This window comes from Nocardia sp. NPDC047648 (assembly GCF_040642815.1).
GTDB lineage: Bacteria > Actinomycetota > Actinomycetes > Mycobacteriales > Mycobacteriaceae > Nocardia > Nocardia gamkensis.
Window position 1 is genome coordinate 132,012 of sequence record NZ_JBEYSX010000012.1, and the last position, 23,387, is coordinate 155,398.

Here is a 23,387-nt window from a genome sequence, read left to right on the forward strand (position 1 = left end):
GAACTGGTCGGAGGGCGTCCATGGATGGGCGGAGTCGGCCGCCTTCGGCGTCGAACTCCAGCGCTGCGAGAGAGGGGCGTTTCCAGGGAGCTCGGAACGGTCGTCCTGAGACCCTTGTCACATCGGCAAAACCAACCTACTGTGTGTTCACTAGGTTTGATCGAAACAGGGATTCCCGTGACCACTCCTCGTCCCTATGCCTCCCTGCTGGCCAAAGGTGAAGACCGCAGGCAGCGCATCCTCGCCGTCGCTCAGCGACTGCTCACCCGAAACGGTTGGCGCAGTACGACACTGGCGCAGATCGCCCGCGAAGCGGGTGTGAGTCCGGCCGGTCTGCTGCACCATTTCCCGTCCAAGGAGCAACTCCTGCACGCCGTGCTCGACGCCCGCGACGCCGACGACGCCCGCGAAGCCGACGTGACCGGAGACCTGTTCTCGGAGATCCGCAAGGTCGCCGACCGTATCCAGCGCTCACCCGAACTGGTGGGCACCTTCGTAGTACTGCTGGTGGAGAACCTGCTGCCCGAGGCTCCCCTGCACGAGCGCCTGCTCGACCGTTGGAAGGTGGCCGTCGGCATCGTCGCCGACGTGATCCGTCGCAACCAGGAGATCGGACGGTTCCGGCCCGATTTCGATCCTGACATCCGGGCCGTGGAAATCGTCGCTTTCATCAATGGAATGGAGATCTCATGGATGCTCGACCACTCGATCCCGCTGGCCGAGGTGTTCCACGAGTACACCAGGTCACTGGCCCGCGACTTCGCGCCGGATGGGGAACGATGAGATACCGGCTCGACGTCGTCGCGACCAGCGTCGTCGATGTCGTCGAACACGCAGGCGGCTGGCTGTTCGACCGCTCCGTCGCCGGATGGGACGTCACGGTGCTGGTCGCCGACCTGTCGGATACGCGGCCGCTGCGCATCCTCGGCGCGGAGGTGCTGGAGCTCGAGCAGGTACTCGCCTCGCGGGGGCAGGGACGTCAGCCGCACGCGCTCGCCGTCGCCGCCGACGTCTGCGAATGTGATCGCCGGGCGCGCCGGGGGCTGTTGAAGGCCCTGGACGACGGTGGCGTTCAGGTGGTGGTCTGGGGTGAGGGCTGGCCGTCGCCGCCGGAGCATCGGGTCGATCCGGTGCTGCACCGGCTCAGTGTGGCCGCGCAAGCGTTCAAAGCTCAGGCGCTGACCGCGGCGGCGGTTCCGGCCGCCTCGGTCGGCACCACCGAGGTCTTCCGCAGTGGGCTGTCGGCGTTCCCTCCGATCGGCGCCGACCTCAGTCCCGTCGGCTGACCCCCGCTCTCCGTCTGCGCCGACCCTCCTCCGCGTATTGAATTCTCATATGAGCTGTGTCACCGTATGCATATATGAGAATGGCATTTTCCACCACCGAGAGGGTGATTAATGCAGTCCGAGGCCGATACGACGCGGAGGCGTCACCGCCTGCTACCGGGACACGAGCTGCGCAGCACGATCACTCGGGCTGCGGCGGGTCCGATGCAGGCCGTCGGAGGGCTGTTCGCCATGTCGGCGGACGCGGTGCGGTTCTTGTTCCGAAGACCGTTCCAGACCAGGGAATTCCTCGAACAGTCGTGGTTCATCGTGCGGGTCTCGCTGGTGCCGACGCTGCTCGTGGCGATCCCGTTCACGGTGTTGGTGAGCTTCACGCTCAACATCCTGCTGCGTGAACTCGGCGCCGCGGATCTCAGCGGCGCGGGCGCCGCGTTCGGCGCGGTGACCCAGGTGGGTCCGATGGTCACGGTGCTGATCGTCGCCGGGTCCGGCGCGACGGCGATGTGCGCCGACCTCGGCTCCCGCACCATCCGCGAGGAGATCGCGGCGATGCAGGTGCTGGGCATCGATCCGGTGCAACGACTCGTGACGCCTCGGATGCTGGCCTCCGGCCTGGTGGCGTTCCTGCTGAACAACCTGGTGTGCATCATCGGCGTGATCGGGGGCTACGTGTTCTCCGTCTATGTCCAGGACGTGAATCCGGGCGCTTTCGCCGCGGGGATCACGCTGCTCACCGGGATCGACGAGGTGGTCATCTCCTCGGTCAAGGCTCTGCTGTTCGGTCTGGTGGCCGGGCTCGTCGCCTGCTACCGGGGCTTGATCGTGACCGGCGGGGCCAAGGCCGTCGGCAACGCGGTCAACGAGACCGTGGTCTACGCCTTCATGTCCCTGTTCGTGATCAATGTCGTCGTCACGGCGATCGGCATCCAGATGACCGTGCGATGAAGGAGCGGCGCTGGTGACTCTGATCGCGCGCTACCCCAAGACCATTCGGCGCATCCGGCGGCCGTACCAGGCGCTCGGACGGATCGGCGACCATGCCGTCTTCTACGTGAAGGCGCTGGTGTACGCGCCGTTCGGGGCCTGGCACTACCGTCGTGAGACCGTCCGGCTCATCGCCGAGATCAGCATGGGCTCCGGCGCGCTGGCGGTGTTCGGCGGAACGGTGGTGATCGTCGGATTCCTCACCTTGGCCACCGGCGGCACCCTCGCCGTCCAGGGCTACAGCTCGCTGGGCAACATCGGCATCGAAGCGCTGACCGGCTTCCTGTCGGCGTTCATCAACGTGCGCATCTCGGCGCCGGTGGTCGCGGGCATCGGACTGGCGGCGACCTTCGGCGCCGGGGCCACCGCGCAGCTGGGCGCGATGCGGATCAACGAGGAGATCGACGCGCTCGAATCGCTGGCGATCGAACCCATCCCGTACCTCGTCGGCACCAGGATCGTCGCGGGCATGATCGCGATCGTCCCGCTCTACGCCCTCGCGGTCATCGCCTCGTTCATCGCGAGCAGGGTGACCACCGTCGTGCTACTCGGTCAGTCCGCGGGGTTGTACGACCACTACTTCGGGACCTTCCTGAATCCCATCGACCTGGTGTGGTCGTTCCTGCAAGCGATCCTGATGGCCTTGACGATCCTGTTGATCCACACCTACTTCGGTTACTTCGCCAGCGGGGGACCGTCCGGTGTCGGCATCGCGGTGGGAAACGCCGTGCGGACGTCGCTGATCGGAGTCGTGTCGGTGACGCTGCTGGTGTCGCTGGCGGTCTACGGCGCCAACGGAAACTTCGATCTGTCCGGTTGAGAGGTGCCGATGTTGTCGACGATGAAGTCGCTCGCCCTGGCGACGGCGCGCCCCGCCGCCGGGCTCGCCTCGATCGCCCTGGGAATCGCGGTGATCGGCCTGAGCGTGACCATGTTCAACGGCGGATTCGCCGACACCGTGCCGGTGACCGTGCTGTCGCCGCGCGCCGGACTGGTGATGTATCCGGACGCCGACGTCAAGATGCGCGGGGTCACGGTGGGCAAGGTCGAGTCGATCGGCGAACGCGCCGACGGGCTCGCGTCGATCCGGCTGGCGATCGATGCCGGGCAGCTGCACCTCATTCCCGCCGATGTGCGGGTCGACATCGCCTCCACGACGGTGTTCGGCGCGAAATTCGTGCAGCTCGTCCCGCCGGAACATCCCGCGGCGCAGGCGATGCGGGCCGGACAGGTGCTCGACGCCGAGCACGTCACGGTGGAGATCAACACCGTGTTCCAGCAACTGACCACGGTGCTCGGGCGCATCGAGCCGGAGAAACTCAACGAGACACTCGGCGCGCTCGCCGATGCCACCGGCGGACGCGGCGACAAACTGGGCCTGATGCTCGGCGACCTGGAAAGCTTCCTCGCCCGGCTGGAGCCGGGACTGCCCGCGCTGCGCGCGGATCTCGCCATGGCGCCGCCGGTGTTGAACACCTATGCCGACGCGACCGGCCCGTTGCTGGAGACCGCACGCAACGCGAGTGCGATCAGCCGGACGATCGTGGACGAACAACACAATCTCGACGCCCTGCTGATCGGACTGATCGGCTTGTCGGACACCGGAACTCCGGTGCTCGCCGACAACCACGCCGCGCTGGACAGCGCGCTGACGGCTCTGGTGCCGACCACCACGCTCACCGACGAATACCACGAGGCGCTGACCTGCGCGCTCGACGGTCTCGGGTGGTTGTCGCGATCGAAACCGGTCGATGTGCCAGGACTCGGCCTGTCGGCGAACTTCCTGTTCGGCACCGAACCGTACCGGTATCCGCGCAATCTGCCGAAGGTGGCCGCCACGGGCGGTCCGCAGTGCTCGGTGCTGCCGGTCCCGTACGAGGGGCGGCCGCCGTTCGTCGTCGCCGATGTCGGCGCCAACCCCTTCGAGGAGGGAAACCAGACCGTGCAGCTGAACGTCGGCAACCTGCCGCAGGCGTTGTTCGGCCCCTACGCCGGGCGATCGGGGAACGGCGGTCCGCGATGAGCCCGCGCACTTCGCCGTTGCTGAAATTCGGTGTGTTCGCGGCGGTCATGCTCGTGCTGTCCGGATTCCTGCTGCTCGTGTTCGGCCAATTCCGCAGCGGATCGCGCGTGGAGTACGCGGCGGTGTTCACCGACTCGTCCGGGCTGCGTCCCGGCGACACCGTCCGGATCGCCGGCGTGGAGGTGGGCACGGTCCGGCGGGTGTCGTTGCGTGACGACCACAGGGTCAGGGTGAGTTTCGACGCGGAGCGCGGCGTCGCGCTGACGAACGGCACGGCGGTGGCCGTCCGGTATCTCAACCTCGTCGGCGACCGCTATCTGGAATTGTCCGACACCGCCGGACCGGCCGGAATCCTGCCCGCGGGCACCGAGATCCCGGTCGAGCGGACCTCGCCCGCGCTCGACCTCGACCTGCTGCTCGGCGGCTTGAAGCCGGTGATCCAGGGCTTGGACGCCCGCGAGGTGAACGCGCTGACCTGGTCGTTGCTGGAGATCTTCCAGGGCAAGGAGGGCACGCTCGACTCGCTGCTGTCGCGCACCTCGGCGTTCACCACCGCGCTCGCCGGCCACACCGAGGTGATCGAGCAGTTGATCGACCACCTCGGCACCGTCATGGCGACGCTGGCGAAAGACGGCGACCAGTTCGCGGGCACCATCGACCGGCTCGAACAGCTCGTCACGCACTTGTCCGAGGATCGCGATCCGATCGCCGCGGCGATCGACGCCCTGGACAACGGCACCGCGACCATCGCCGATCTGCTGACCGGGGCCCGGCCGCCGCTGGCAGGCACTGTCGACCAGCTCGCGCGGCTGGCTCCGCTGGTCGACCAGGACAAGCGGCTGCTCGACGACGCCTTGCAGCGAGCCCCGGGCAACTTCCGCAAACTGGTGCGCACCGGCGCCTACGGCAACTTCGTCCAGTACTACATCTGCGCGGTCACGGTCCGGGTGACCGACGACTCGGGGCAGGTGGCGGTGCTGCCCTGGATCAAGCAGGAAACCGGAAGGTGCAGCGGATAGCCATGCTGGAGTACCGCGGAAGCCATCTGGCCCGGCACGGCGTGATCGGCGTCGTGCTCGCAATCTGCGTCATCGCGATCGGGCTGCAATCCCAGCGATTCATCGAGTGGGCCGACAGCGTGCGATACCGGGCCGTCTTCAGCGAGGCGGGCGGGCTCGCGGCCGGCGACGACGTGCTCGTCTCCGGCATGCGAGTGGGCCGGGTATCGGATGTCTCGCTGCGCGGGGGCGATGCCTGGGTCACGTTCGCGATCGATGAGACCATCCGGCTCGGGGACGACAGCGCGGCGCACATCAAAACCGGTTCGCTGCTGGGAAAGCGGGTGCTGACCCTGGTCTCCGCCGGGGAACACACCCTGCGGCCCTCCGGCGTCATCCCGCTGGAGCGGACTTCCTCGCCCTATTCGCTGACCGACGCGGTGGGCGATCTGGCCGCCAACGTCTCGGAGATCGACACCGGCGCGCTCAACCGGTCACTGGACATGCTGTCGGCGACACTGGACCGGATCGCGCCGCAGCTGGGCCCGGCGTTCGACGGGCTGACCCAGCTGTCCCGATCGATCAACAGCCGCAACGGCTCGCTACGCGACATGCTGCACGCCACCGCCGAGGTGACCGCGATTCTCGGGCAGCGCGGCGAACAGGTGAACACCCTGATCCTGAACGCGAATTCGTTGCTCGGCGTGCTGGCCGCGCGCAGGCAGGCGATCGTCGACCTGCTGGCCAACACCGCCGCGGTGGCCAGTCAACTCTCCGGCCTGGTCGCCGATAACGAAGCCGAGCTCGCGCCGACCCTGGACCGGCTGAATTCGGTGGTGGCGATGCTGCAGAAGAACCGCGACAACATCGCCGCGGCGATCCCCGGCCTGGCGAAAGTCGCGCTCACCCAAGGCGAAGCCGTGTCCGGCGGGCCGTTCTACAACGCCTACGTGGCGAATTTGATCCCGGCCCAGCTCATCCAGCCCGCCATCGATCAGGCCTTCGGCATCCAGCCGCCCAGCCAGTTCCCGATTCCGACGCCGGAGCCGCCCCGATGAAGAAGAGAATCCTGGCAGCGGTGCTGGTCGTGTCGCTGATCGGCATCGGCGCTCACCTCGGATACCGGGCCGCGTTCGGCCCGAGGACGATTCGTGCGGTCTTCGCCTCCGCCACCGCCATCTACCAGGGTGACGACGTACGCGTGGCGGGTGTGGAAGTCGGCCGGATCGTCTCCATCCAACCGCGCGGCACCAGTGCCGAGATGGTGCTGGCCGTCGACCGCGACGTACCGATTCCGGCCGACGCCAAGGCGGTGATCGTCGCCCAGAGTCTGGTCGGCGCCCGCTACGTGCAGCTGACGCCCGCCTACCGCGCACAGGGACCGACGCTGCCCGACGGAGCGGTCATCCCCTTGGAACGCACCGCCGTCCCGGTCGAATGGGACGAGGTCAAGACCCAGCTCACCCGGCTGGCCACCGAACTCGGTCCCGGACTCGACCTGGCAGGCAGTTCCACCGGCCGCTTCATCGACCGCGCGGCGGACGCGATGGCGGGCAACGGCGACAAGCTGCGGCAGACCCTGGCGCAGCTGTCCGGGATCGGGCGGGTATTGGCCGACGGCAGCGGCGACATCGTCGGCATCATCACCGAACTGCAGCACTTCGTGACGGTGCTGCGCGACAGCGATGTGCGGATCGTCGAATTCCAGAACCGGCTGGCCAGCCTCTCGAGCGTGCTCGACGACAGCAGATCCGAACTCGACGCCGCGCTGTCGGAGCTGTCGGTCGCGGTCGCGGACGTGCAGCGGTTCGTGGCCGCCAACCGCAGCGGCGCGTCCGAACAGGTTCAGCGGCTGGCGGAGGTGACCCGGAATCTGGTGGATCACCGTGGCGACGTCGAGGAACTGCTGCACATTTTCCCGACGAGCATCGCCAACTTCTACAACATCTACAACCCCGACACCGCGACCGAAGCGGGCGTATTCGTGGTGAACAACTTCTCCAGTCCGGTGCAATTCGTGTGCTCGTCCATCGCGAGCCTGGAGCAGACGACGACCGCGGAGGCGGCGCGCAAATGCCGCGATTACCTCGGCCCGGTGATCGGGCTGCTGAACTTCAATTACCTGCCGTTCCCGGTCAATCCGCTGCACGGACCGACCGCGCGCCCGGAAAGTCTCATCTACACCGAAGACCATTTGATTCCGCGGGTGGTGGCGACCGAGAGTCCTCCGCCGCCCATGCCGAGCATCGCGGACATCCTGTTCCCCGGCGGAAGGCGATGACGTGAGAATTCTTCCGAGACGGGGTTGCGGACTGCTGGCGGTGGGCGCCTGTTCGCTGCTGACGCTCACCGGATGCGGCTGGCACGGAGTGAACTCGCTGCCACTGCCGGGTGCGCCCGGACAGGGTGCGGGAGCGACCGTCATCCAGGTCGAGATGGCGAATGTCGGTACGCTGGTGTCGAATTCGCCGGTGCTCGTCGACGACGTGGTGGTCGGCAGTGTGAGCGGGATCCGGCTCGACGGGTGGCACGCGGTGGTCGAAGCGTCGATCCGCGCGGACGCGGTGGTGCCCGCGAACGTCGTCGCGACGATCGGGCAGACCAGCCTGCTCGGTTCCAGTCACCTCGCGCTGAACACTCCCGCGGGGGCCGTGCCGTCCGGTCAGCTGGCCTCGGGAACCCGGATTCCGCTGAACAAGTCCTCGACCTATCCCTCCACCGAACAGACGTTGGCGTCGCTGTCGGTGGTCGTGAACGGCGGCGGGCTCGGACAGCTCGGTGAGATCATCGGCAACCTGAACGACGCCTTCAGCGGGCATCAGGACCAGATCGGTTCGCTGCTGGTGCGCCTCGACACGATGATGGGCGTGCTCGACGGTCAACGCGACGACATCATCGCGTCGATCGACGCGCTCAACCGGCTGGCCGGCCGGTTCGCCGAACAGCGCGACGTCGTCACCGAGACCCTGCGACGACTTCCGCCCGCCCTCGACGTCCTGCTGGCGCAGCGGCCGAACATCACCGCGGCGCTGGATCGGCTGCGCACCTTCAGCGACACCGCCACGGCGGTGATCACCGATGTCCGAACCGATCTGCTGACGAACCTGCGCAACCTGGAGCCGACGCTGCGCGCGCTGGCCGACGTCGGCCCCCAGATCGACGCGGCGCTGGCGTACGCGACGGTGTTCCCCTACGGCCAATCCGTCATCGACCGCGCGGTCCAGGGCGACTACCTGAACCTGTTCGCGACCGTCGATCTCACGGTGCCGCGGCTGAAACGGGAGATGCTGCTGGGCACGCCGTGGGGTGATCCGACCGCCGTGGTGCAGGCGGCGGTCGGGGACCCGGGTTACGCCCAGCAGACCTCCGACCCGCTCGGTGCCGGGATCACGCCGCCGCCCATCGGAGGCCGCTGATGCTGCTGTCGCGTTTGGTCCGCGCCCAATTGCTGATCTTCGCGGTCCTGTCGGTGGTCGGCCTGACCACGATGGCGACCGTCTACATGCGTTTGCCCAGCCTGGCGGGTGTCGGCACCATCAGCGTGTCCATGGAGCTGCCCACGACCGGTGGGCTCTATCGCTTCGGCAATGTCACCTATCGGGGCGTCGAAGTGGGTGAGGTGAGCTCGGTCGAACTGACCGGCGACGGCGTGCGGGCCACGCTGAAGATCGACAGCTCCCACCACATCCCCGCCGACCTCACCGCGGAGGTGCGCAGCGTGTCCGCGGTGGGCGAGCAGTACGTCGAGCTGCGGCCCCGCACGGACTCGCCGCCCTACCTGCGTGACGGCTCGGTGATCGACCTGCGCCACACCACGGTTCCGCAGCCGGTCGGCCCCATGCTGGACCAGCTCAGCAGCCTTGTGGGCAGCATCCCGACCGACAAGCTGCACGAACTGCTCGACGAACTCTTCCGGGGCATGCACGGCGCCCGAGACGATCTGGACTCGCTGCTGACGTCGGCGCAGACTCTGGCCGCCGAGTTGAACGGAGCAGGGGACCGGACCCGCACGCTGATCGACGACTCCCGGCCGCTGCTGGATTCCCAGGTGCGATCCGCCGACGCCATCCGGATCTGGACGCGCAGCCTCGCCGGCGTCAGCGATCAGCTCGTCGCCGACGACCCCCGGATCCGCGCGCTGTTGCGGTCCGGACCCGGATTCACCACGGAGGTCGCGCATTTGCTGGACTCGGTGAAGCTCACGCTGCCGATCCTGCTGTCCGACCTGACCTCCATCGGGCAACTCGGCGTGACCTACAACGCCGGGCTGGAGCAGATTCTGGTACTGCTGCCGCCCGCGATCTCGATGATCCAGGCGGTGCAACCGAATCGCAACGCCTCCGGGCTGGGCCTGGGCGACTTCCGGCTCGGCGGCATCTCCGATCCGCCGGCCTGCACGGTCGGTTTCCTGCCGCCGTCGGCGTGGCGATCGCCGGAGGAGACCGACACCATCGACACCCCGGACGGGCTGTACTGCAAACTGCCCCAGGATTCCGATATCGCGGTGCGCGGCGTGCGCAACATCCCATGCGCGAACAATCCCGCCAAGCGGGCGCCGACAGCGGCGCTGTGCAACAGCGACGAGGAGTTCCGGCCGCTGGCCACCGAGCAACCCCTGCTGGGCCCCTACCCGCGCGACCCGGGCCTGGAAGGGCAAGGTATTCCGCCGGATTCACGCTGGTCCCCGGGGACGCCATCACCTGCCGCGCCCGCGTCTGCTCCCGCGAACTCCGCGGGCCCCTCGATCGGCATCGCCCGATACGACCCCCGGACCGGCAACTACCTCGGCCCGGACGGCCGTCTCTACCAGCAGAGTGACTTGGCGTCCGCGCCCGGCCGGGGCTGGACCGACATGCTGCCGCACTGACCGTCGCGGTCTGGGCGATCGCCTTCGGCACGACGAGGCCATGCGCGTGGCGACCGTGAGCGCGAATCCGAAGCGCCCGTGGCGGTGGCTAATTCGCGTGACTCGTGCCGCCGAATGACACATACTCGACCCGCACGAGTCGAGATCGGGGAGGTAAGGGACTTGAAGCTGGCGGAGGCATTGACGTTGCGCGCGGATGCGGCGCGGCGGATCGAGCAGTTGCGTGCTCGCGTTGTGAGCAACGCGCGATTCCAGGAGGGGGAGGAACCCGCCGAGAACGCGGCGGCACTGCTCATCGAGGCGCAGGAGGTGCTCGGCGAGTACGAGACGCTGATCCGGCGCATCAATCGCACCAACGCCGCGGCGCGGATCGGAACCGACGGCACCTTGACCGACGCACTGGCCCGCCGGGACGCGTTGCGCCTGCGGCACTCCCTGGTCACGGCCGCCGCCGACGCGGCGGCGGGCAAGGGTCAGCCGGGGTACGCGCGCCAGCTGCGATCGGAGCTGAAGATGTTGTCCGCGTTGCCGGTGGCCGAACTGCGCGGGCAGGCCGACGACCTCGCCAGGCAGCTGCGTGAACTCGACGTGCGCATCCAGCGCTCCAACTGGGAGGTCGAGCTGCTGGACTGACCTGAGGGAGTGGAGCAGGTAGTCGTCGCGGAGGCGTGCACGAACCCGGGGCCGGACGGGATATTCCGGCCACTTTCCGGCGCACGATGGGCAGTGCGAGGGGTTCGACTCCCCTTCTCACACCGCAGCCCAGCACCGCGCACAGGAGACAGTGCACAGCGCACAGCACACCACCATGTGCAGATCCGTGACGACGAGGGTGGGCAAGGGGCACTCCACGCCTCATTATTCCCAGAGTTCCCCGCACGGCAGGGGAGGCAGGCCGGGGCGGACGTTGTCGTCGACGGTGATCACGAATCCGGTGTGGGCGCCCAACTCGGCGACCACGTCCGCGATCTGCGCCGCGCCCGCCTGGTACTCCACGGCGAAAGCGCCCGTGTCTATGCGGATGTGCCGCATCCGGCGGACGCGCGCGATATGCCGGGTCATCAGGGCGCCGATCGGGCGGAGCGTTTACGCAGCAGGAGAGCGAGCAGCAGGACGAGTACGGCGGCGAAGGCCAGCCCGCTCAGGCGCGTGGCGCTGCTCGCGCCGGCGGTGCGGAGCAGGTCGATCGGCTCGGCCGGTTCGCGTGGCGCGGTCGCGGTGGGCGAGGCGGCCGGTGTCGCGACGTCGCCGGCTTTCGAGACCGCCTCGACGATGTCCGCTTCCGGGGTGGCCGACGCGGTGATCTCGTCGGCGAGATTGGTGGCGAACTGGCCGATGAGCGTGCCCGCCACGTCGGCGAGCGCGCCGCGCCCGAATTGCGCGGGCTTGCCGGTGATCGCCAGATCGGTGTCCACGAAAACGTTCGTGCTGCCGTCGGATTCGACGAGTCGGCAGGTGATGGTGGCCTTGGCCGTTCCGTTGCCGCGGGTTTCGCGGCCGCGCCCCTCCAGCACGGCGATCCCGGCGGCCTCGTCCTGGGAGACCACTTTGATGACGCCGCTGTAACTCAGCCCCACGGGTCCGAGCTTGACCTTGATCTTGCCGTGGAAGTCGTCGCCGTCCCGGGAGGTGATCGTCGCGCCGGGAACGCACGGGGCGATGCGCTCCAGATCCAGCAGCACCTGCCAGGCCTGCGCGGCCGGAACAGGGATGGTGAAGGTGTTGTCGAGTTTCATGGAAGTCCTTCGGTGCTCACGCGTGCCTCGCGGGTCTCGGTCGCGGCGTTCATCGAATCGGCGGCGGCGCGCACCGCGCTGACGATGCCCTGATATCCGGTGCACCGGCACAGGTTCCCGGAAAGGGCCTCGCGGATCTCGGTCTCGGAGGGATCGGGATTGTCGCGCAGGAACGCCGTGGCCGACACGATGAAGCCCGGAGTGCAGAAGCCGCACTGCAACCCGTGCTTTTCCCGGAACGCCGCCTGCACCGGCGACAGTTCGCCGTCCGGTCCGGCGATGCCTTCGACGGTGGTGAGGTCGGCGCCGTCGGCTTGCACGGCGAACACCAGGCAGGCGCGTACGGCCTGTCCGTCGAGCATGACCGTGCAGGCGCCACACACGCCGTGTTCGCACCCGAGATGGGTGCCGGTCAGACCGCACTTGTCGCGCAGATAGTCGGCCAAGGTGAGCCGGGACGGCACGCGGTCCCGGCGGAGGGCGCCGTTGATGCGCACCTCGATGTCGACGTCAGTCATTCCGGGCCTCCTCTACGGCGCGCCGCCATGCGCGCGCCACCATTGCCGCCCCGACCCTGCGCCGGTAGTCGGCGGAGCCGTGCACATCCGACGAGATGGCGTTCAGTCCCGCGGTCGCGCTGCGGCCGATCTCCTCCGGCGCCGCGTCGACGGGACGCCCGATCAGCTCGGCTTCGGTCCGCGTGGCCCGCAGTGGGGTCGGCGCCAGGCCGAACAAGCCGATCGCGCACCGCTCGACCCGGGAATCCGCGTCCAGCCGGACCGCGACGGCCGCGCCCGCCATCGCGAAATCCCCACTGCGGCGGGTGAATTCCTCGATGGCGAAACCGCATCGGCCGTGCCACACGGGGAAGACGATCGCGGTGACCAGCTCGTCGGGCGCCAGGTCGGTGGTCCACATGCCGGTGAAGAACTCGGCTGCCGGGATCGTGCGCCTCCCGCGCGGCGAGAGTGTCTCGATGCGGGCATCGAGGGTCAGTGCCACCGCGGGGTATTCGGCCGCCGCGTCGGCGTGCGCGATCGCGCCGCCGATCGTGCCCCGGTTGCGGATCTGGAAGTGCCCGATGAGTGGAGTGGCCCTGGCCAGCAGCGGCACTCCTCGGCGAACGGCCTCCGACCGGCCGACCTCGGCGTGGGTGGTCGCCGCGCCGATCCGGACGGAATCTCCCTCGGTCACGATGCCGCGCAGGTCGTCCAGGCGGCGCAGATCGACGAGATGCTCGAAGACGGCCAGCCGCAATGCCAGCATCGGGACGAGACTCTGCCCGCCGGAGATGATCTTGGCCTCGTCGCCGAGATCGGCCAGGAGGGCCACGGCCTCCTCGGCGGTCGCGGGTGCGTGGTATTCGAAGCTCGCCGGCTTCATTCGGGACCCCTTCCGGCGGCACGCGCCTCGTCCAGCAGCGCCACGATCGTGGCCGGGGACAGCGGCAGCGTCGAGATCTCCACCCCGAACGGCGCCAGCGCGTCGATCACGGCGTTGAGGACGGCCGGGGTGGCCCCGATGGCCCCGCCCTCGCCGACGCCTTTGAAATTGCCGGGGCCCGGGCTCGGGGTCTCGACGTGCCCCACCTCGATCGTCGGCGCTTCGGTGGCCGTCGGCAGCAGGTAGTCCAGGAAGGTGGTGGCCACCGGATTGCCGCTCTCGTCGTAGGCGAGATGCTCGTAGAGCGCGCCGCCGATGCCCTGCACGGTGCCGCCGTAGATCTGGCCTTCCACGACATTGGGGTTGATCATCGGACCGCAGTCCTCGCTGACGATGTAGCGCAGCAGCTTCACCTGTCCGGTCTCGATGTCGACCTCGCAGGTGCACACGTGGGTGGCGTTGGCCCAGATCGCCAGCTGCGGGGTCTTGTGGCGTCCGCTCGCCTCCAGCCCGGGCGGTACCCCCGGCGGCAGCGAATCGGTCTGGAAGTAGGCGATTTCGGCGATCTCGGCCAGTGCCAGGCTCTTGTCGGGCGTCCCGCGGACGGTGGCCCGGCTGCGGCTGAACTCGATGTCGTCGGCGCTCGCGCCGAGCCGGTGCGCGGCGATCGCCAGGATACGTTCGCGCAGCATCGACGCCGTGCGGGCGATCGCGCCCGCGGTCATCGAGCCGGACCGGCTGCCACCGGTACCGCCGCCGAACGGTGTGATCGCGGTGTCGCCCTGGATGGTTCGCACATCCGCGAGCTCCGCCCCGAGCGCGTCGGCGGCGAGCTGGACGACGGTGGTCTCCAAACTGTTGCCCGCGGAGCCACCCGCGACGTAGACGTTCACCTTGCCGCTCGGCTCGATGCGGATGGTGGCGCCCTCGGTGCTCAGGAACGGGCTGCCGCCGGTGGTCGGCTCCACATAGGTGCAGGTGCCGACGCCGAGGTAGCGGCCTTCGGCGCGGGCCCGGCGTTGCAGCTCGCGGAAGCCGTCGTAATCCAGCATCCGGACCGCTTGCTCCAGCGTTTCCAGCGGTGAGATGTTGTCGAAGGTCATGCCGTTCGGGTTCGCCCACGGCAACTCGTCACGGCGCAGCATGTTCCGCCTGCGCAGCTCGATCGGGTCGATGCCGATCTGCCGGGCGGCGTGGTCGAGCAGGATCTCGCGGGCCACCGATTCGAACTGCCAGGGGCCACGGTAGGCGAGGCGGCCGACGGTGTTGGAGTACCGGAATTTCGCGGTGAACGAGGCTTCGGTGATCCGGTACGGCCCGGGGAACAGGATCCCGACCACGACCCCGCCGGTGAGCGGCGACGGCGTCGGATAGGCGCCCACGTTCTGCACGTGGTCGATCGCGGCGGCGAGGATCTTTCCTTCGCTGTCGAACGCCATCCCGACGTCGGCGTGCTCATGGCGCGACATGCCCGCGGCCATCAGGTTCTCCTGGCGGTCCTCGATCCACTTCACCGCGGTGCCGAGTTTGCGTGCCGCCAGCAGGACGCAGGCGTCCTCGCGCAACGGGACCTGCTTGAGGCCGAATCCGCCGCCGGTGTCGCGGGCGATGACGCGCACCTGGTGTTCGGCGATGCCGAGCAGCCGGGCGCAGAACCCGCGCACCTCGTGTGGTGACTGGGTGGAGCTCCAGATCGTCATCTCCGCGGTCGGCGCCGACCAGTCCGCCACGATCCCGCGCGTCTCCAGCGGGACCGGCAGGTACGCCTGCTGAAAGATCTTCTGCCGCACCACATGCGCGGCCGAATCGAACACCGGCGCCAGATCGGCGGCGGGGCGTCCGGCCAATTCGCCCGCGTTGTTCCCCGCGAACGCGGCGTGCACCAGGTGCGGCGAATCCGCCGCGGTGACGTAGTCGACCACCGGCTCCAGTGGCTCGTAGTCGATGACCACCAGTTCGGCGGCGTCCTCGGCCACATATCGGTCGACCGCGATCACCAGGGCCACCGGGTCGCCGACGAACCGCACCTCCTCCTCGGCCAGCGGCGGCCGTGGCACCGGCGGGAAGCCGACGATGTCCAGCGCGTAGGAGATCTCGTGGACGCCGGAATTGAGGTCCGCGGCGGTATAGACGGCCAGCACGCCGTCGAGTTCGAGTGCGGCGGAGACATCGATGTCGCCGATCGCGGCGCGGGGGAGCGGGCTGCGGATGAAGCACGCGTGCGCCATTCCCGGCCGGGTGACGTCGTCGACGAAGGTTCCCTTGCCGGTCACCAGGCGGGCGTCCTCGATGCGCGGCACTCGGGTGCCGACGACACCGGTCGTGGTGCTGAACTCGGTCCGGGTCATCGGCGGGCTCGCAGGTGCGTCGAGCGGGATCGGCCGCGGGGCGGCTCGGGCGAAGTCATCCGGTTGGTCCTCCGTTCACCTCGGGCGCCGGGCGGCGCGCCCGCATGGCGGTCGTCGCCCCGGCGAATCCGGACATCGGGGGCGGGGTTTCGAAGCCAGGGGCAAGCCTCGTGCCGTGGCGTCGATCGGTTGCCGCTCGCGAATGCTGAGCACGTGTTTAGCATCGAGGTTCGCACGCTGTCAATTCCGCCTATGTCAAAAATGATTATGTCGCTAGTATTGAATGAGAATAGCATTCTCACCGCTTCGGCAGGCGAACTCGCCGGACGGGGCGGCCGGAAGGCGCCTCCGTGCGGGGCGACGATCGCCGAGAGGTTCACCATGCGCGAACTCGCTGCCCACCTGCTGCGCTGGCATGCCGCGAACGCCGTGTACGTGCTCGCCACCGTGGTGCGCGTGGCCGGTAGCGCGCCCCGGCCGGCCGGGGCCACCATGGCGGTGGACGGATCCGGGAACGTGCGCGGCAGCCTGTCGGGCGGGTGCGTGGAGGGTGCGGTCTACGAGCTGTGCCGGGAGGTGCTCGCGTCCGGCGAACCCGTCCGCCGGACGTTCGGTTACAGCGACGCCGACGCCTTCGCGGTCGGCCTGACCTGCGGCGGAGAGCTGGAGATCTTCGTACACCGGATCACCCCGAGCGAGTATCCGGCCGTCGAGGCCGCGCTCGACCCGGACGGTCCGATCACGTTCGTGCGCGACTTGGACTCCGGCGCCGTATGTGCGCTGGGGCCCGCGAGTGCCACCGGCGCCGACTTCGATGACGCGGTGGTGCGCCAAGCACGCGCGATGCTCGACCTCGGCGCGACCGGTGTGCGCGTCGTGGGCTGCGCGGACCGGGAGCGCATGGTGTTCGTCGAATCCTTCGCCCCCGCACCGCGCATGCTCATCTTCGGCGCCACCGATTTCGCCACCGCGCTGTGCCGGGTCGGCCGGCTGCTCGGCTACCACGTCACCGTGTGCGAGGCGCGTCCCGCCTTCGCCGATCACGCTCGGATGCCGGACGCCGACGAAGTGGTCCGGGATTGGCCGCACCGGTACCTGCGACGCACGAAAGTCGATGCGCGCACGGTGATCTGCGTACTCACGCACGATCCGAAGTTCGACGTCCCGGTGCTCACCGAAGCGCTGCGCCTGCCCGTGGCCTACGTGGGCGCGATGGGGTCGCGCCGGGCCGACCGGGACCGCAGGTTCCAGTTACGCGCCGCCGGTCTCACCGAACACGAACTGCGGCGGCTGCATTCGCCGATCGGCTTGGAGTTGGGCGGTCGGACACCGGAGGAGACGGCCGTGGCCATCGGCGCCGAGATCGTCGCCGTCCGGCGCGGGGGCTCCGCGAGGTCACTGTCGGCGACCGAGCGGCCCATTCATCCTGGTAAAATGCAGGCCGCCGCAGGAGAGTTTATCCGACTGCGCTAAGACGTACCCCGCCTACTGCAGGTGCTGTTGAGTACCGGTCGAACCACCACACTTGGCTTGTGTGAGTTGTTGCCGGCTGCGTGCGGTCCGCGCGCGGACCGCCTCCACGACCACCACCCCTGACGGACGCAATGGGCCTTGGGCGGGACTTACCCAATAGCGGACGGAATTCGGTGATGCGGACGGCGAAGGCAGCCTGATCTCTCCACCAGTACCGATGACGGTTACCCCATGGCGAAACAGTTGGGCGGCGGTGTCGTCGAGCAGCTTCTGCGAGATGTCCGAGCGAGTCAGGAACGTCCACGTGCTGGACCGTGGATGTGACACGATCGGGCCACCGCCGAGTCGCCGCTGCTCGAGGTCGACTTTCACGGCTTGGCCGAGCGCCGCAGGCATCATTACGCCCCACACCGGCCCTGCCTGCATCGTGATCAGACCTGAATCCGGGTCGACCACCGTCGGCAACTGACATGTCGTGCGATAGAACTCGCAACGCGACTGCGGGGTATCCCCTGATCTCGGCACGCCGATCACGAGTTCCCTCCTTCAGATCCGCTCGTCGAGTCCCGAAGCCGGTGTCGCCCCGTCTGTCGGTGGATGATGGTTGCCGAGTAGCCGCGGCGTTCCGACTCCGGCAGCCGGGCTTCGGCCCTGCCGGCTCTCGCTGCGGCGTTGAACGAAATGATGGCCAGCAGCCAGCCCGGCGCTTGCGGCTGGATTCTGAGGTAACCGTCCCGTCGGTAAAGGACAGCGGGCGTGGTCATCTGTACTCCTGGGCTATTCGATATCGGAATATGGACGGCACGGGTTGCGGCGTACGGTCGGCGCGCGCCAACGGGCGCCAATGGATCGAGAGGAGAATGCTGTGAGCGCGACAGTGACCGAGAGGCACAAGCTGATCGGGGACGTACACCTGATGCTGGTCGACGCCCAGGGGCGATACCTGTTCGGCCGCCGGGCCGACACGGGATACGAAGATGGAGCATGGCATCTGCCCTCCGGCCACCTCGAGTCCGACGAGTCAGTCGTCGATGCGCTCGTCCGCGAGGCCGCCGAGGAGGTCGGAGTGGTGATCTCCCCTAAAGATGTGCAATTCGCGCATGTGATGCACAACTCCAGTTCAGGCGGCCGGGCTGCGTTCTTCTTCCTGGTCCGCACCTGGGGCGGGACTCCGGCCAACCAAGAACCTGACAAGTGCGATGCGTTGGAATGGTTCGCGCCAGCTGAGTTGCCCGATCGGATGATTGCGTATTGCCGGGCGGCACTGATCTCGATCGCCGCTGGTCAGCAGTTTTCGGTGTACGGCTGGTAGGCAGTCGCTCGTCGGGTGCCCTGCGCGGCACCCGACCTGGCCGGATCTATAGGATCCTCCAGTCGATGAGTTGGTCGATGACCTCGCTCATCCGTTCGCGCGACATCCGCTTCTTTCGCGAATCCTCCTCCGATTCCACAGCAGCGCCGTACTGCCACCAGGCCGCGCCGGTGGCCGCATCCATCACAAGAAATCGGTCGGCCACGGCGGGTCCGCGCACGACCAGCGACACCGTTCCCGGCTCGGCGACGACAGCGTGGATGGCCTTGTGGCTCAGGGTGTACGTCGAGCCGACGACCTCCTCGCGCACATGCACCGCGTCCAGCTTTCCGGGATGGAGCGAGGAGTCGATCTCGGCGTCCCCGTAGATCCTGTGCAAGTATCGGTTCCGCAGGAGCCGACTGGAGTATGTCCAACGGTGGTTGTGCGGCCGGTCGATGTAGCCAGGCTGGAAAACGTGGAGACGCAGCCGGATTCCACACGGATCGCTGAACATCACGATCTTGTCGAGGATGTCGTAGTGCTCGCACAGAGACAGCAACTTCTTGTCGTCGAGTGCGGCGAGTGCTGATGACCGGAGCAACTGGCGGTCTGCGGCGAGTTCGTCGAGTACGGGCCGCGTCGCGGTGTGGACGGCCTCGGTGTTGTTCCAGTCGATGTCGCGCAGAGGTTTGGTGATCTCTTCAACGGCGTTCACTTCGGTTGACTCCTAGTCGGATTCGCGCTTTGCGCTGGACTTCCACAAGCGACAGACGGGCACGATGTCGGGGTAGCCGACGCAGGAGGATGCGCCCATGACGATCTCTTCCGCCGGGCAACCGCCCATGCAGGCGGATTCCTTGCAGCCGCCGCACGAGCTGCCGACCAGAGGCAAAGTGAACAGGTCGAACTCGTTGTTCAAGGTTTCTCGGTTGAGCACTACGTGGTCGCCCTTCATCTGGGCGAAATACATGTCGGTGTCGAACAGATACGAGCAGACGTAGGCTCTGCCGTCGGGGAAGATGCTGATCCGATCGAGCGTCCGTCCGATGCAACCCTGGTAGCCCTCGTCGGCGTACCGTTCCATCTGATCGCGGCGCGCATAGGTGGGCTGGAACCAGGCCCTCGTCTTGTACTCGGACGCGACCTCGCCCAGGCGGTCGCAGAAGTCGACCCATTCCGGCGGCGTCATCGCCATGTCCAGGTTTCCGTGGCCGGTCCCGATCGTGCTGAACACGTGGTACTTCACGAGCGAGGCACCGATGTCGTCTGCGATGTCCAACAGGTTCAGCGCGTCAGACTCGTTGGCCTTGTTGACTGTGCAGATGATGCGTGTGTCGAAGCCGCGGGCGCACAGTTCGGCACTGGTTTCAATCGCGATCTCGAACGTGCCCTGACCGCGCACGGCGTCGTGGGTGTCAGGGCTACCACCGTCTAGGCTGACCTGCACGTACGCGAAGTCAGAAGGCTCGAGTTTGCCGAACTTTTTGCGTGCAGGTTGTTGCGCGTTGGTGGTGGTGATGACGTGGCCATAGCCGATCTTGCGTGCTGCGCGGATGGAGTCGACATAGAAAGGGTGGAGCGTCGGCTCGCCGCCGAGGATCGTCAGCTTGTCGCCACCCATCTTTCGCCACACCGTCAGGGTGTCGATGATCTGCTGCGGCTGCATCTTCAGCGCCCGCTCGAGCCGCTCACCCATGTAGCAGTGTTCGCACCGGAGTTGACAGGCTTCGGTGATGTAGAGGTAGACGTTTCTAAATCTGCCGTAGGCGATCTTGTCGACCCGCTCTGGTTCGGGCGCGGTGAAGTCGCGGGGCATCCGCGCGTGACCATAGCGGTCTGCGCGAACAGTGGGGTTCGACAGCGGAATCGAGGTCATGAGATCGTGCTCCTGGAGTTCAGCATGGGTTCGATCAACCGGGCGGTGTGTTCCGCGGGAAGAGTCGCGTCGAGGATCGTGACTTCGACGCCGTGGGCCATGAACGCCGCTCGGATGTCGTCGATGGAACGGTCGAATCGCTTGGTCCGGGCTTTGAACAGCCGTGACGCATCGCCACGGCGGGAGTGCAGCAGCGCACCACATTTGCTGCACTTCCAGCCATCGAGCAGTGACGACATGGCCGGGATGCGGGGATCGGCGACCGGATCCTTCTCACATCGTTGACAGACGCGGCGACGACGCGCGCGGTTCCGCACAACGTTGCTGGCTGCGCACATCTCGATCGGCTCGACTCTGGCCATCGGAGCGGACTGTGCGAGGGCGTCGAACAGCAGCGATACCTGCTCAGCCGAGCCTGGAAAATTGTCCATCAGCACGACGTCGATGCCGCGTTGAACTATGGAATGCAGGTACGTACGCAGCGTCTGGTCGACGATGTCGGTATCGATCCAGCCGAGACCTCCCGCTGTTCCGGCGGTCGTGACGAGCACGTCAGCCGGGACCTGGTCACGTAATCGGAACGTGTGCCTGCGAGCGTTGCCACCGACAGCGAGCGTGAGCGTCGTTTTCCCGACTGCTGGAGGGCCCAGGATTGGCACCACGAGCGTGATCGTCATGGCGATCCCCTTCGTGAGATGTCTTGTTTGGACATCTCGACGATCTCCCCGGCAAGTGGAATTCACTACTACGGGGACGAATACGGCTATTCCGCTTCGGAATACTGCCCTCGCGGCGAAATGGTAGCGTTGAAAAACCCTGTCTAGAGCCACTACCTCACCAGCTGGAGCGGCAGATAATGGCGAGTTCGATCACGGGTCCACGGTGCTGTTCGCGATGCGGAAGCACACTGAGCGGGTACAACACCGGAGCGCTATGCCGAACCTGCGAGATGAGCCGCCCCATTCTGGAAGCTCCTGATCTACCGCCCGAGTTTTGGCGATCGACCCGCATGCTCGACGCCTTGGAGTCTTGGCATATGGGTCGAGTCATCTACGCCTATCGGACTCACCCATATCACGGAACACCTCTGCCGCAGGAGCACGTCGCCGGGTGGCTCAACATCTCCCAGGGCACCCTGTCGAAACTCGAGAAGGGCCCTGTCCCGGAACGACTCGGCCAGTTGACCCGATTCGCGACCGCGTTGAAGATCCCACCCGAGCTGTTGTGGTTCAAACTCCCGGGCCGGTCTAGCCTCGACGACGTGGACAGACACAGCTTCCTTCGAGCCGCCGCTGCTGTTACCGCCACAGCCGCGATCTCGCCGACTGGCCTGATGCGGATCCTCGACGATCTCCGCGTGTCCGAGACTCCGTCCAAGGTCGGCCTCGTCGAAATTCGTCAGCTCGAGGCGGCAGCCGACCTCTTCTCGACGTGGGATGCCACTTACGGCAGCGGCGTGGTGCGCGACGTCGTTGGCGCTCAGGTCCGCACCGCGTTCACCTATCTCGGCGCAGAGTGCGCGCCGAAGAACCGCCCCGATCTGCTCCTGGCCGTCGGCGCCCTCACCCACACAGCCGCATTTATGGCGTTCGATGCTTGCGAGCACGCCGACGCGACTAAAATGTTCCAACTGGCCCTCACCTGCGCTGAGGAAGCCGACGCATGGCACTTGCGCGCGAAGGTGCTCAGCTCGATGGGACGCCAGAAAATCTGGACCGGGCAAATCGAACAAGGCCTGGCTGATATCGACCGCGCGTTCCAGCACTCGGACAGGCTCACATCGACCGAAAGGGCGATGCTATTCACTGCCCGTGCCCGCGGGCACGCGAAGCGTGGACGGATCCAGGACACCCTCACTGCAGTCGGGCACGCCGACGAAAACTTCGCCAACTCGGAGCCACAAAACGACCCGAGCTGGATGGCCTACTACGACTCTGCTCAACACGCTGGCGACACCGGACACGCTCTCTTCGACCTGGCCGTCCACGGCAAGTTTGCGGGTGAAGCGCGGTCGCGGCTCGCCGCGGCAGTGGCCGGTCATGGAGATGAGGCGATCCGGTCGCGAACGATGTCGACGATCAAGCTCGCGTCGTTGGTGATGGCGACCGGTGACAGGGAGGAAGCAGTGGCGATCGGCGCCACAGCGATGAAACGCGCCAGCGCGATCAAGAGCAGGCGTGCTGCCGAAGACATTCAGGAACTGCGAGACTTCTCGCGTCGCGCAGGTGCTGTGATCGCGTGAATCCCGAACTCGTGCGGATTCTCGAAACCGCTTGCTCGGTCGTCGGCGTCTCCGGACCGCCGACGCCGATCAAGCTCGGAGAGAATGCGATCTTTCGCCTGCCCGGCGGCGTTGTCGCCCGGATCGCGCGCCTCGGCCAGCGGGACGCCGCCGATCGCGAGCTGCGCATCGCAAGTTGGTTGCGTGACAACAGTGTTCCGGCAGTCGAGCCAGCGGATACGACAGAAGACCTGGTAGTTGTCGAAGGACGTGCGGTCACATTCTGGAAAGAGCTTCCGCCGCATCGCAACGGGCTTCCCGCCGAGATCGCAGGTGCGCTGCGCCGCCTGCATACCCTCCCGCCCCCTGCATTCTTGAGCCAGGTCAGTCCATTCGTACGGCTCACCGAACGGATTGCCGCAGCCCGCACCCTCACCGAGGAGGATCGAGAATGGCTCAGCACCCACCTGAACCAACTGCGCACCGCCTGGAACGAACTGCCACCCGGGATGCCGTGGTGTCCGATCCATGGTGACGCCTGGGATGGAAACGTCGTCACCACCGAGGCCGGTACGACCCTGTTCCTCGACCTCGAGCGGGCTTCGGTCGGGCCGCCGGAGTGGGATCTCGTCCATACCGCAATCAAGCTGACGTCATTCGGCTGGATCAGCCAAGACGAGTATGACGACTTCGCCGAAGCCTATGGCTTCGACGTGACAACGTGGGCAGGATTCGAGCTTCTGCGCGACATCCGGGAAATGCGGATGACCTGCATGGCGGTGCAAACCGCCGCGGAGAACCCCGCCTATGCACCGCAGGCGCAGCACCGCGTCGACTGCCTGCGTGACCGCCTCGGTTTCCGCCCATGGAGCGGCTGGGAGCCGATCCCCTAGCTGCC

General features: G+C 67.2%; 24 protein-coding genes. 15 read left to right on the plus strand and 9 right to left on the minus strand.

Features of this window, described 5'->3' with window-relative positions; all coding sequences use genetic code 11:
* The first annotated feature begins 171 nt into the window (after nucleotides 1-171).
* The 11 genes from ABZ803_RS24340 to ABZ803_RS24390 all read left to right on the plus strand — a co-directional run bounded on the left by ABZ803_RS24340 (nucleotide 172) and on the right by ABZ803_RS24390 (nucleotide 10,791).
* Nucleotides 172-783 (plus strand): TetR/AcrR family transcriptional regulator, encoded by a 612-nt coding sequence (locus tag ABZ803_RS24340; RefSeq protein ID WP_062972211.1) that lies wholly within the window; start codon nucleotides 172-174, stop codon nucleotides 781-783.
* Nucleotides 780-1,286, plus strand: coding sequence for a hypothetical protein (locus ABZ803_RS24345; protein WP_062972079.1), 507 nt, complete (start codon nucleotides 780-782; stop codon nucleotides 1,284-1,286). Before ABZ803_RS24340 ends, ABZ803_RS24345 begins: the two co-directional genes overlap by 4 nt.
* 204 nt (nucleotides 1,287-1,490) lie before the next feature.
* Complete coding sequence (locus tag ABZ803_RS24350) at nucleotides 1,491-2,231, plus strand: ABC transporter permease (RefSeq protein WP_246349709.1); 741 nt, start codon at nucleotides 1,491-1,493, stop codon at nucleotides 2,229-2,231.
* A gap of 10 nt (nucleotides 2,232-2,241) precedes the next feature.
* Complete coding sequence (locus tag ABZ803_RS24355; RefSeq protein WP_085994802.1) at nucleotides 2,242-3,090, plus strand: ABC transporter permease; 849 nt, start codon at nucleotides 2,242-2,244, stop codon at nucleotides 3,088-3,090.
* Between the two features lie 21 nt (nucleotides 3,091-3,111).
* Nucleotides 3,112-4,293, plus strand: a complete 1,182-nt coding sequence (locus ABZ803_RS24360) for an MCE family protein (protein WP_357042351.1) — start codon at nucleotides 3,112-3,114, stop codon at nucleotides 4,291-4,293.
* Nucleotides 4,290-5,312 carry an MCE family protein gene (locus ABZ803_RS24365; protein ID WP_357042354.1) on the plus strand — a complete coding sequence of 341 codons (1,023 nt, stop codon included), beginning with the start codon at nucleotides 4,290-4,292 and terminating at the stop codon, nucleotides 5,310-5,312. Before ABZ803_RS24360 ends, ABZ803_RS24365 begins: the two co-directional genes overlap by 4 nt.
* 2 nt (nucleotides 5,313-5,314) lie before the next feature.
* Nucleotides 5,315-6,349, plus strand: coding sequence for an MCE family protein (locus ABZ803_RS24370; protein ID WP_357042357.1), 1,035 nt, complete (start codon nucleotides 5,315-5,317; stop codon nucleotides 6,347-6,349).
* The gene (locus ABZ803_RS24375) at nucleotides 6,346-7,572 is read left to right on the plus strand and encodes an MCE family protein (RefSeq protein WP_357042359.1); all 1,227 of its coding nucleotides are present in this window, start codon (nucleotides 6,346-6,348) and stop codon (nucleotides 7,570-7,572) included. The genes ABZ803_RS24370 and ABZ803_RS24375 overlap by 4 nt, the downstream gene beginning before the upstream one ends.
* A gap of 1 nt (nucleotide 7,573) precedes the next feature.
* Nucleotides 7,574-8,707 (plus strand): MCE family protein, encoded by a 1,134-nt coding sequence (locus ABZ803_RS24380; protein WP_357042362.1) that lies wholly within the window; start codon nucleotides 7,574-7,576, stop codon nucleotides 8,705-8,707.
* Nucleotides 8,707-10,158 (plus strand): MlaD family protein, encoded by a 1,452-nt coding sequence (locus tag ABZ803_RS24385; RefSeq protein WP_357042365.1) that lies wholly within the window; start codon nucleotides 8,707-8,709, stop codon nucleotides 10,156-10,158. Before ABZ803_RS24380 ends, ABZ803_RS24385 begins: the two co-directional genes overlap by 1 nt.
* A 162-nt stretch (nucleotides 10,159-10,320) precedes the next feature.
* The gene (locus ABZ803_RS24390; protein WP_040864045.1) at nucleotides 10,321-10,791 is read left to right on the plus strand and encodes a DIP1984 family protein; all 471 of its coding nucleotides are present in this window, start codon (nucleotides 10,321-10,323) and stop codon (nucleotides 10,789-10,791) included.
* A 225-nt stretch (nucleotides 10,792-11,016) separates the two neighbouring features.
* On the opposite strand, the gene ABZ803_RS24395 is transcribed toward ABZ803_RS24390, so the two are convergent.
* Genes ABZ803_RS24395 through ABZ803_RS24415 form a run of 5 tightly spaced genes read right to left on the minus strand, consistent with a single transcriptional unit; the run spans nucleotide 11,017 to nucleotide 15,625 of the window.
* A complete protein-coding gene (locus ABZ803_RS24395) occupies nucleotides 11,017-11,220 on the minus strand; it encodes a hypothetical protein (RefSeq protein WP_357042368.1) in 204 nt (67 codons plus the stop codon).
* Nucleotides 11,220-11,894 (minus strand): SRPBCC family protein, encoded by a 675-nt coding sequence (locus ABZ803_RS24400; RefSeq protein WP_357042371.1) that lies wholly within the window; start codon nucleotides 11,892-11,894, stop codon nucleotides 11,220-11,222. The genes ABZ803_RS24395 and ABZ803_RS24400 overlap by 1 nt, the downstream gene beginning before the upstream one ends.
* Complete coding sequence (locus tag ABZ803_RS24405; protein WP_357042374.1) at nucleotides 11,891-12,412, minus strand: (2Fe-2S)-binding protein; 522 nt, start codon at nucleotides 12,410-12,412, stop codon at nucleotides 11,891-11,893. Before ABZ803_RS24405 ends, ABZ803_RS24400 begins: the two co-directional genes overlap by 4 nt.
* Complete coding sequence (locus tag ABZ803_RS24410; RefSeq protein ID WP_357042377.1) at nucleotides 12,405-13,277, minus strand: xanthine dehydrogenase family protein subunit M; 873 nt, start codon at nucleotides 13,275-13,277, stop codon at nucleotides 12,405-12,407. The genes ABZ803_RS24405 and ABZ803_RS24410 overlap by 8 nt, the downstream gene beginning before the upstream one ends.
* Nucleotides 13,274-15,625, minus strand: a complete 2,352-nt coding sequence (locus ABZ803_RS24415) for a xanthine dehydrogenase family protein molybdopterin-binding subunit (RefSeq protein ID WP_357042379.1) — start codon at nucleotides 15,623-15,625, stop codon at nucleotides 13,274-13,276. Before ABZ803_RS24415 ends, ABZ803_RS24410 begins: the two co-directional genes overlap by 4 nt.
* A 381-nt stretch (nucleotides 15,626-16,006) precedes the next feature.
* On the opposite strand from ABZ803_RS24415, the gene ABZ803_RS24420 reads away from it, so the two are divergent.
* Nucleotides 16,007-17,098, plus strand: coding sequence for an XdhC family protein (locus tag ABZ803_RS24420; RefSeq protein WP_357042382.1), 1,092 nt, complete (start codon nucleotides 16,007-16,009; stop codon nucleotides 17,096-17,098).
* A gap of 12 nt (nucleotides 17,099-17,110) precedes the next feature.
* On the opposite strand, the gene ABZ803_RS24425 is transcribed toward ABZ803_RS24420, so the two are convergent.
* Entirely contained in the window at nucleotides 17,111-17,632 is a 522-nt protein-coding gene (locus ABZ803_RS24425; RefSeq protein ID WP_357042385.1) for a DNA-directed RNA polymerase subunit beta, read from the minus strand.
* Between the two features lie 331 nt (nucleotides 17,633-17,963).
* On the opposite strand from ABZ803_RS24425, the gene ABZ803_RS24430 reads away from it, so the two are divergent.
* On the plus strand, nucleotides 17,964-18,410 hold the full coding sequence (locus ABZ803_RS24430) for an NUDIX domain-containing protein (RefSeq protein WP_357042388.1): 447 nt from the start codon (nucleotides 17,964-17,966) through the stop codon (nucleotides 18,408-18,410).
* Nucleotides 18,411-18,456: 46 nt separating this feature from the next.
* Here ABZ803_RS24430 and ABZ803_RS24435 read toward each other — a convergent pair whose 3' ends face one another.
* Genes ABZ803_RS24435 through ABZ803_RS24445 form a run of 3 tightly spaced genes read right to left on the minus strand, consistent with a single transcriptional unit; the run spans nucleotide 18,457 to nucleotide 20,945 of the window.
* Nucleotides 18,457-19,107, minus strand: a complete 651-nt coding sequence (locus ABZ803_RS24435) for a hypothetical protein (RefSeq protein WP_357042391.1) — start codon at nucleotides 19,105-19,107, stop codon at nucleotides 18,457-18,459.
* A 12-nt stretch (nucleotides 19,108-19,119) separates the two neighbouring features.
* The gene (locus ABZ803_RS24440; RefSeq protein WP_357042394.1) at nucleotides 19,120-20,268 is read right to left on the minus strand and encodes a radical SAM protein; all 1,149 of its coding nucleotides are present in this window, start codon (nucleotides 20,266-20,268) and stop codon (nucleotides 19,120-19,122) included.
* Nucleotides 20,265-20,945 carry a hypothetical protein gene (locus tag ABZ803_RS24445; RefSeq protein ID WP_357042397.1) on the minus strand — a complete coding sequence of 227 codons (681 nt, stop codon included), beginning with the start codon at nucleotides 20,943-20,945 and terminating at the stop codon, nucleotides 20,265-20,267. The genes ABZ803_RS24440 and ABZ803_RS24445 overlap by 4 nt, the downstream gene beginning before the upstream one ends.
* A 359-nt stretch (nucleotides 20,946-21,304) precedes the next feature.
* On the opposite strand from ABZ803_RS24445, the gene ABZ803_RS24450 reads away from it, so the two are divergent.
* Complete coding sequence (locus ABZ803_RS24450) at nucleotides 21,305-22,510, plus strand: helix-turn-helix transcriptional regulator (protein WP_357042400.1); 1,206 nt, start codon at nucleotides 21,305-21,307, stop codon at nucleotides 22,508-22,510.
* Complete coding sequence (locus ABZ803_RS24455) at nucleotides 22,507-23,382, plus strand: aminoglycoside phosphotransferase family protein (RefSeq protein WP_357042403.1); 876 nt, start codon at nucleotides 22,507-22,509, stop codon at nucleotides 23,380-23,382. The genes ABZ803_RS24450 and ABZ803_RS24455 overlap by 4 nt, the downstream gene beginning before the upstream one ends.
* Nucleotides 23,383-23,387: the final 5 nt, after the last annotated feature.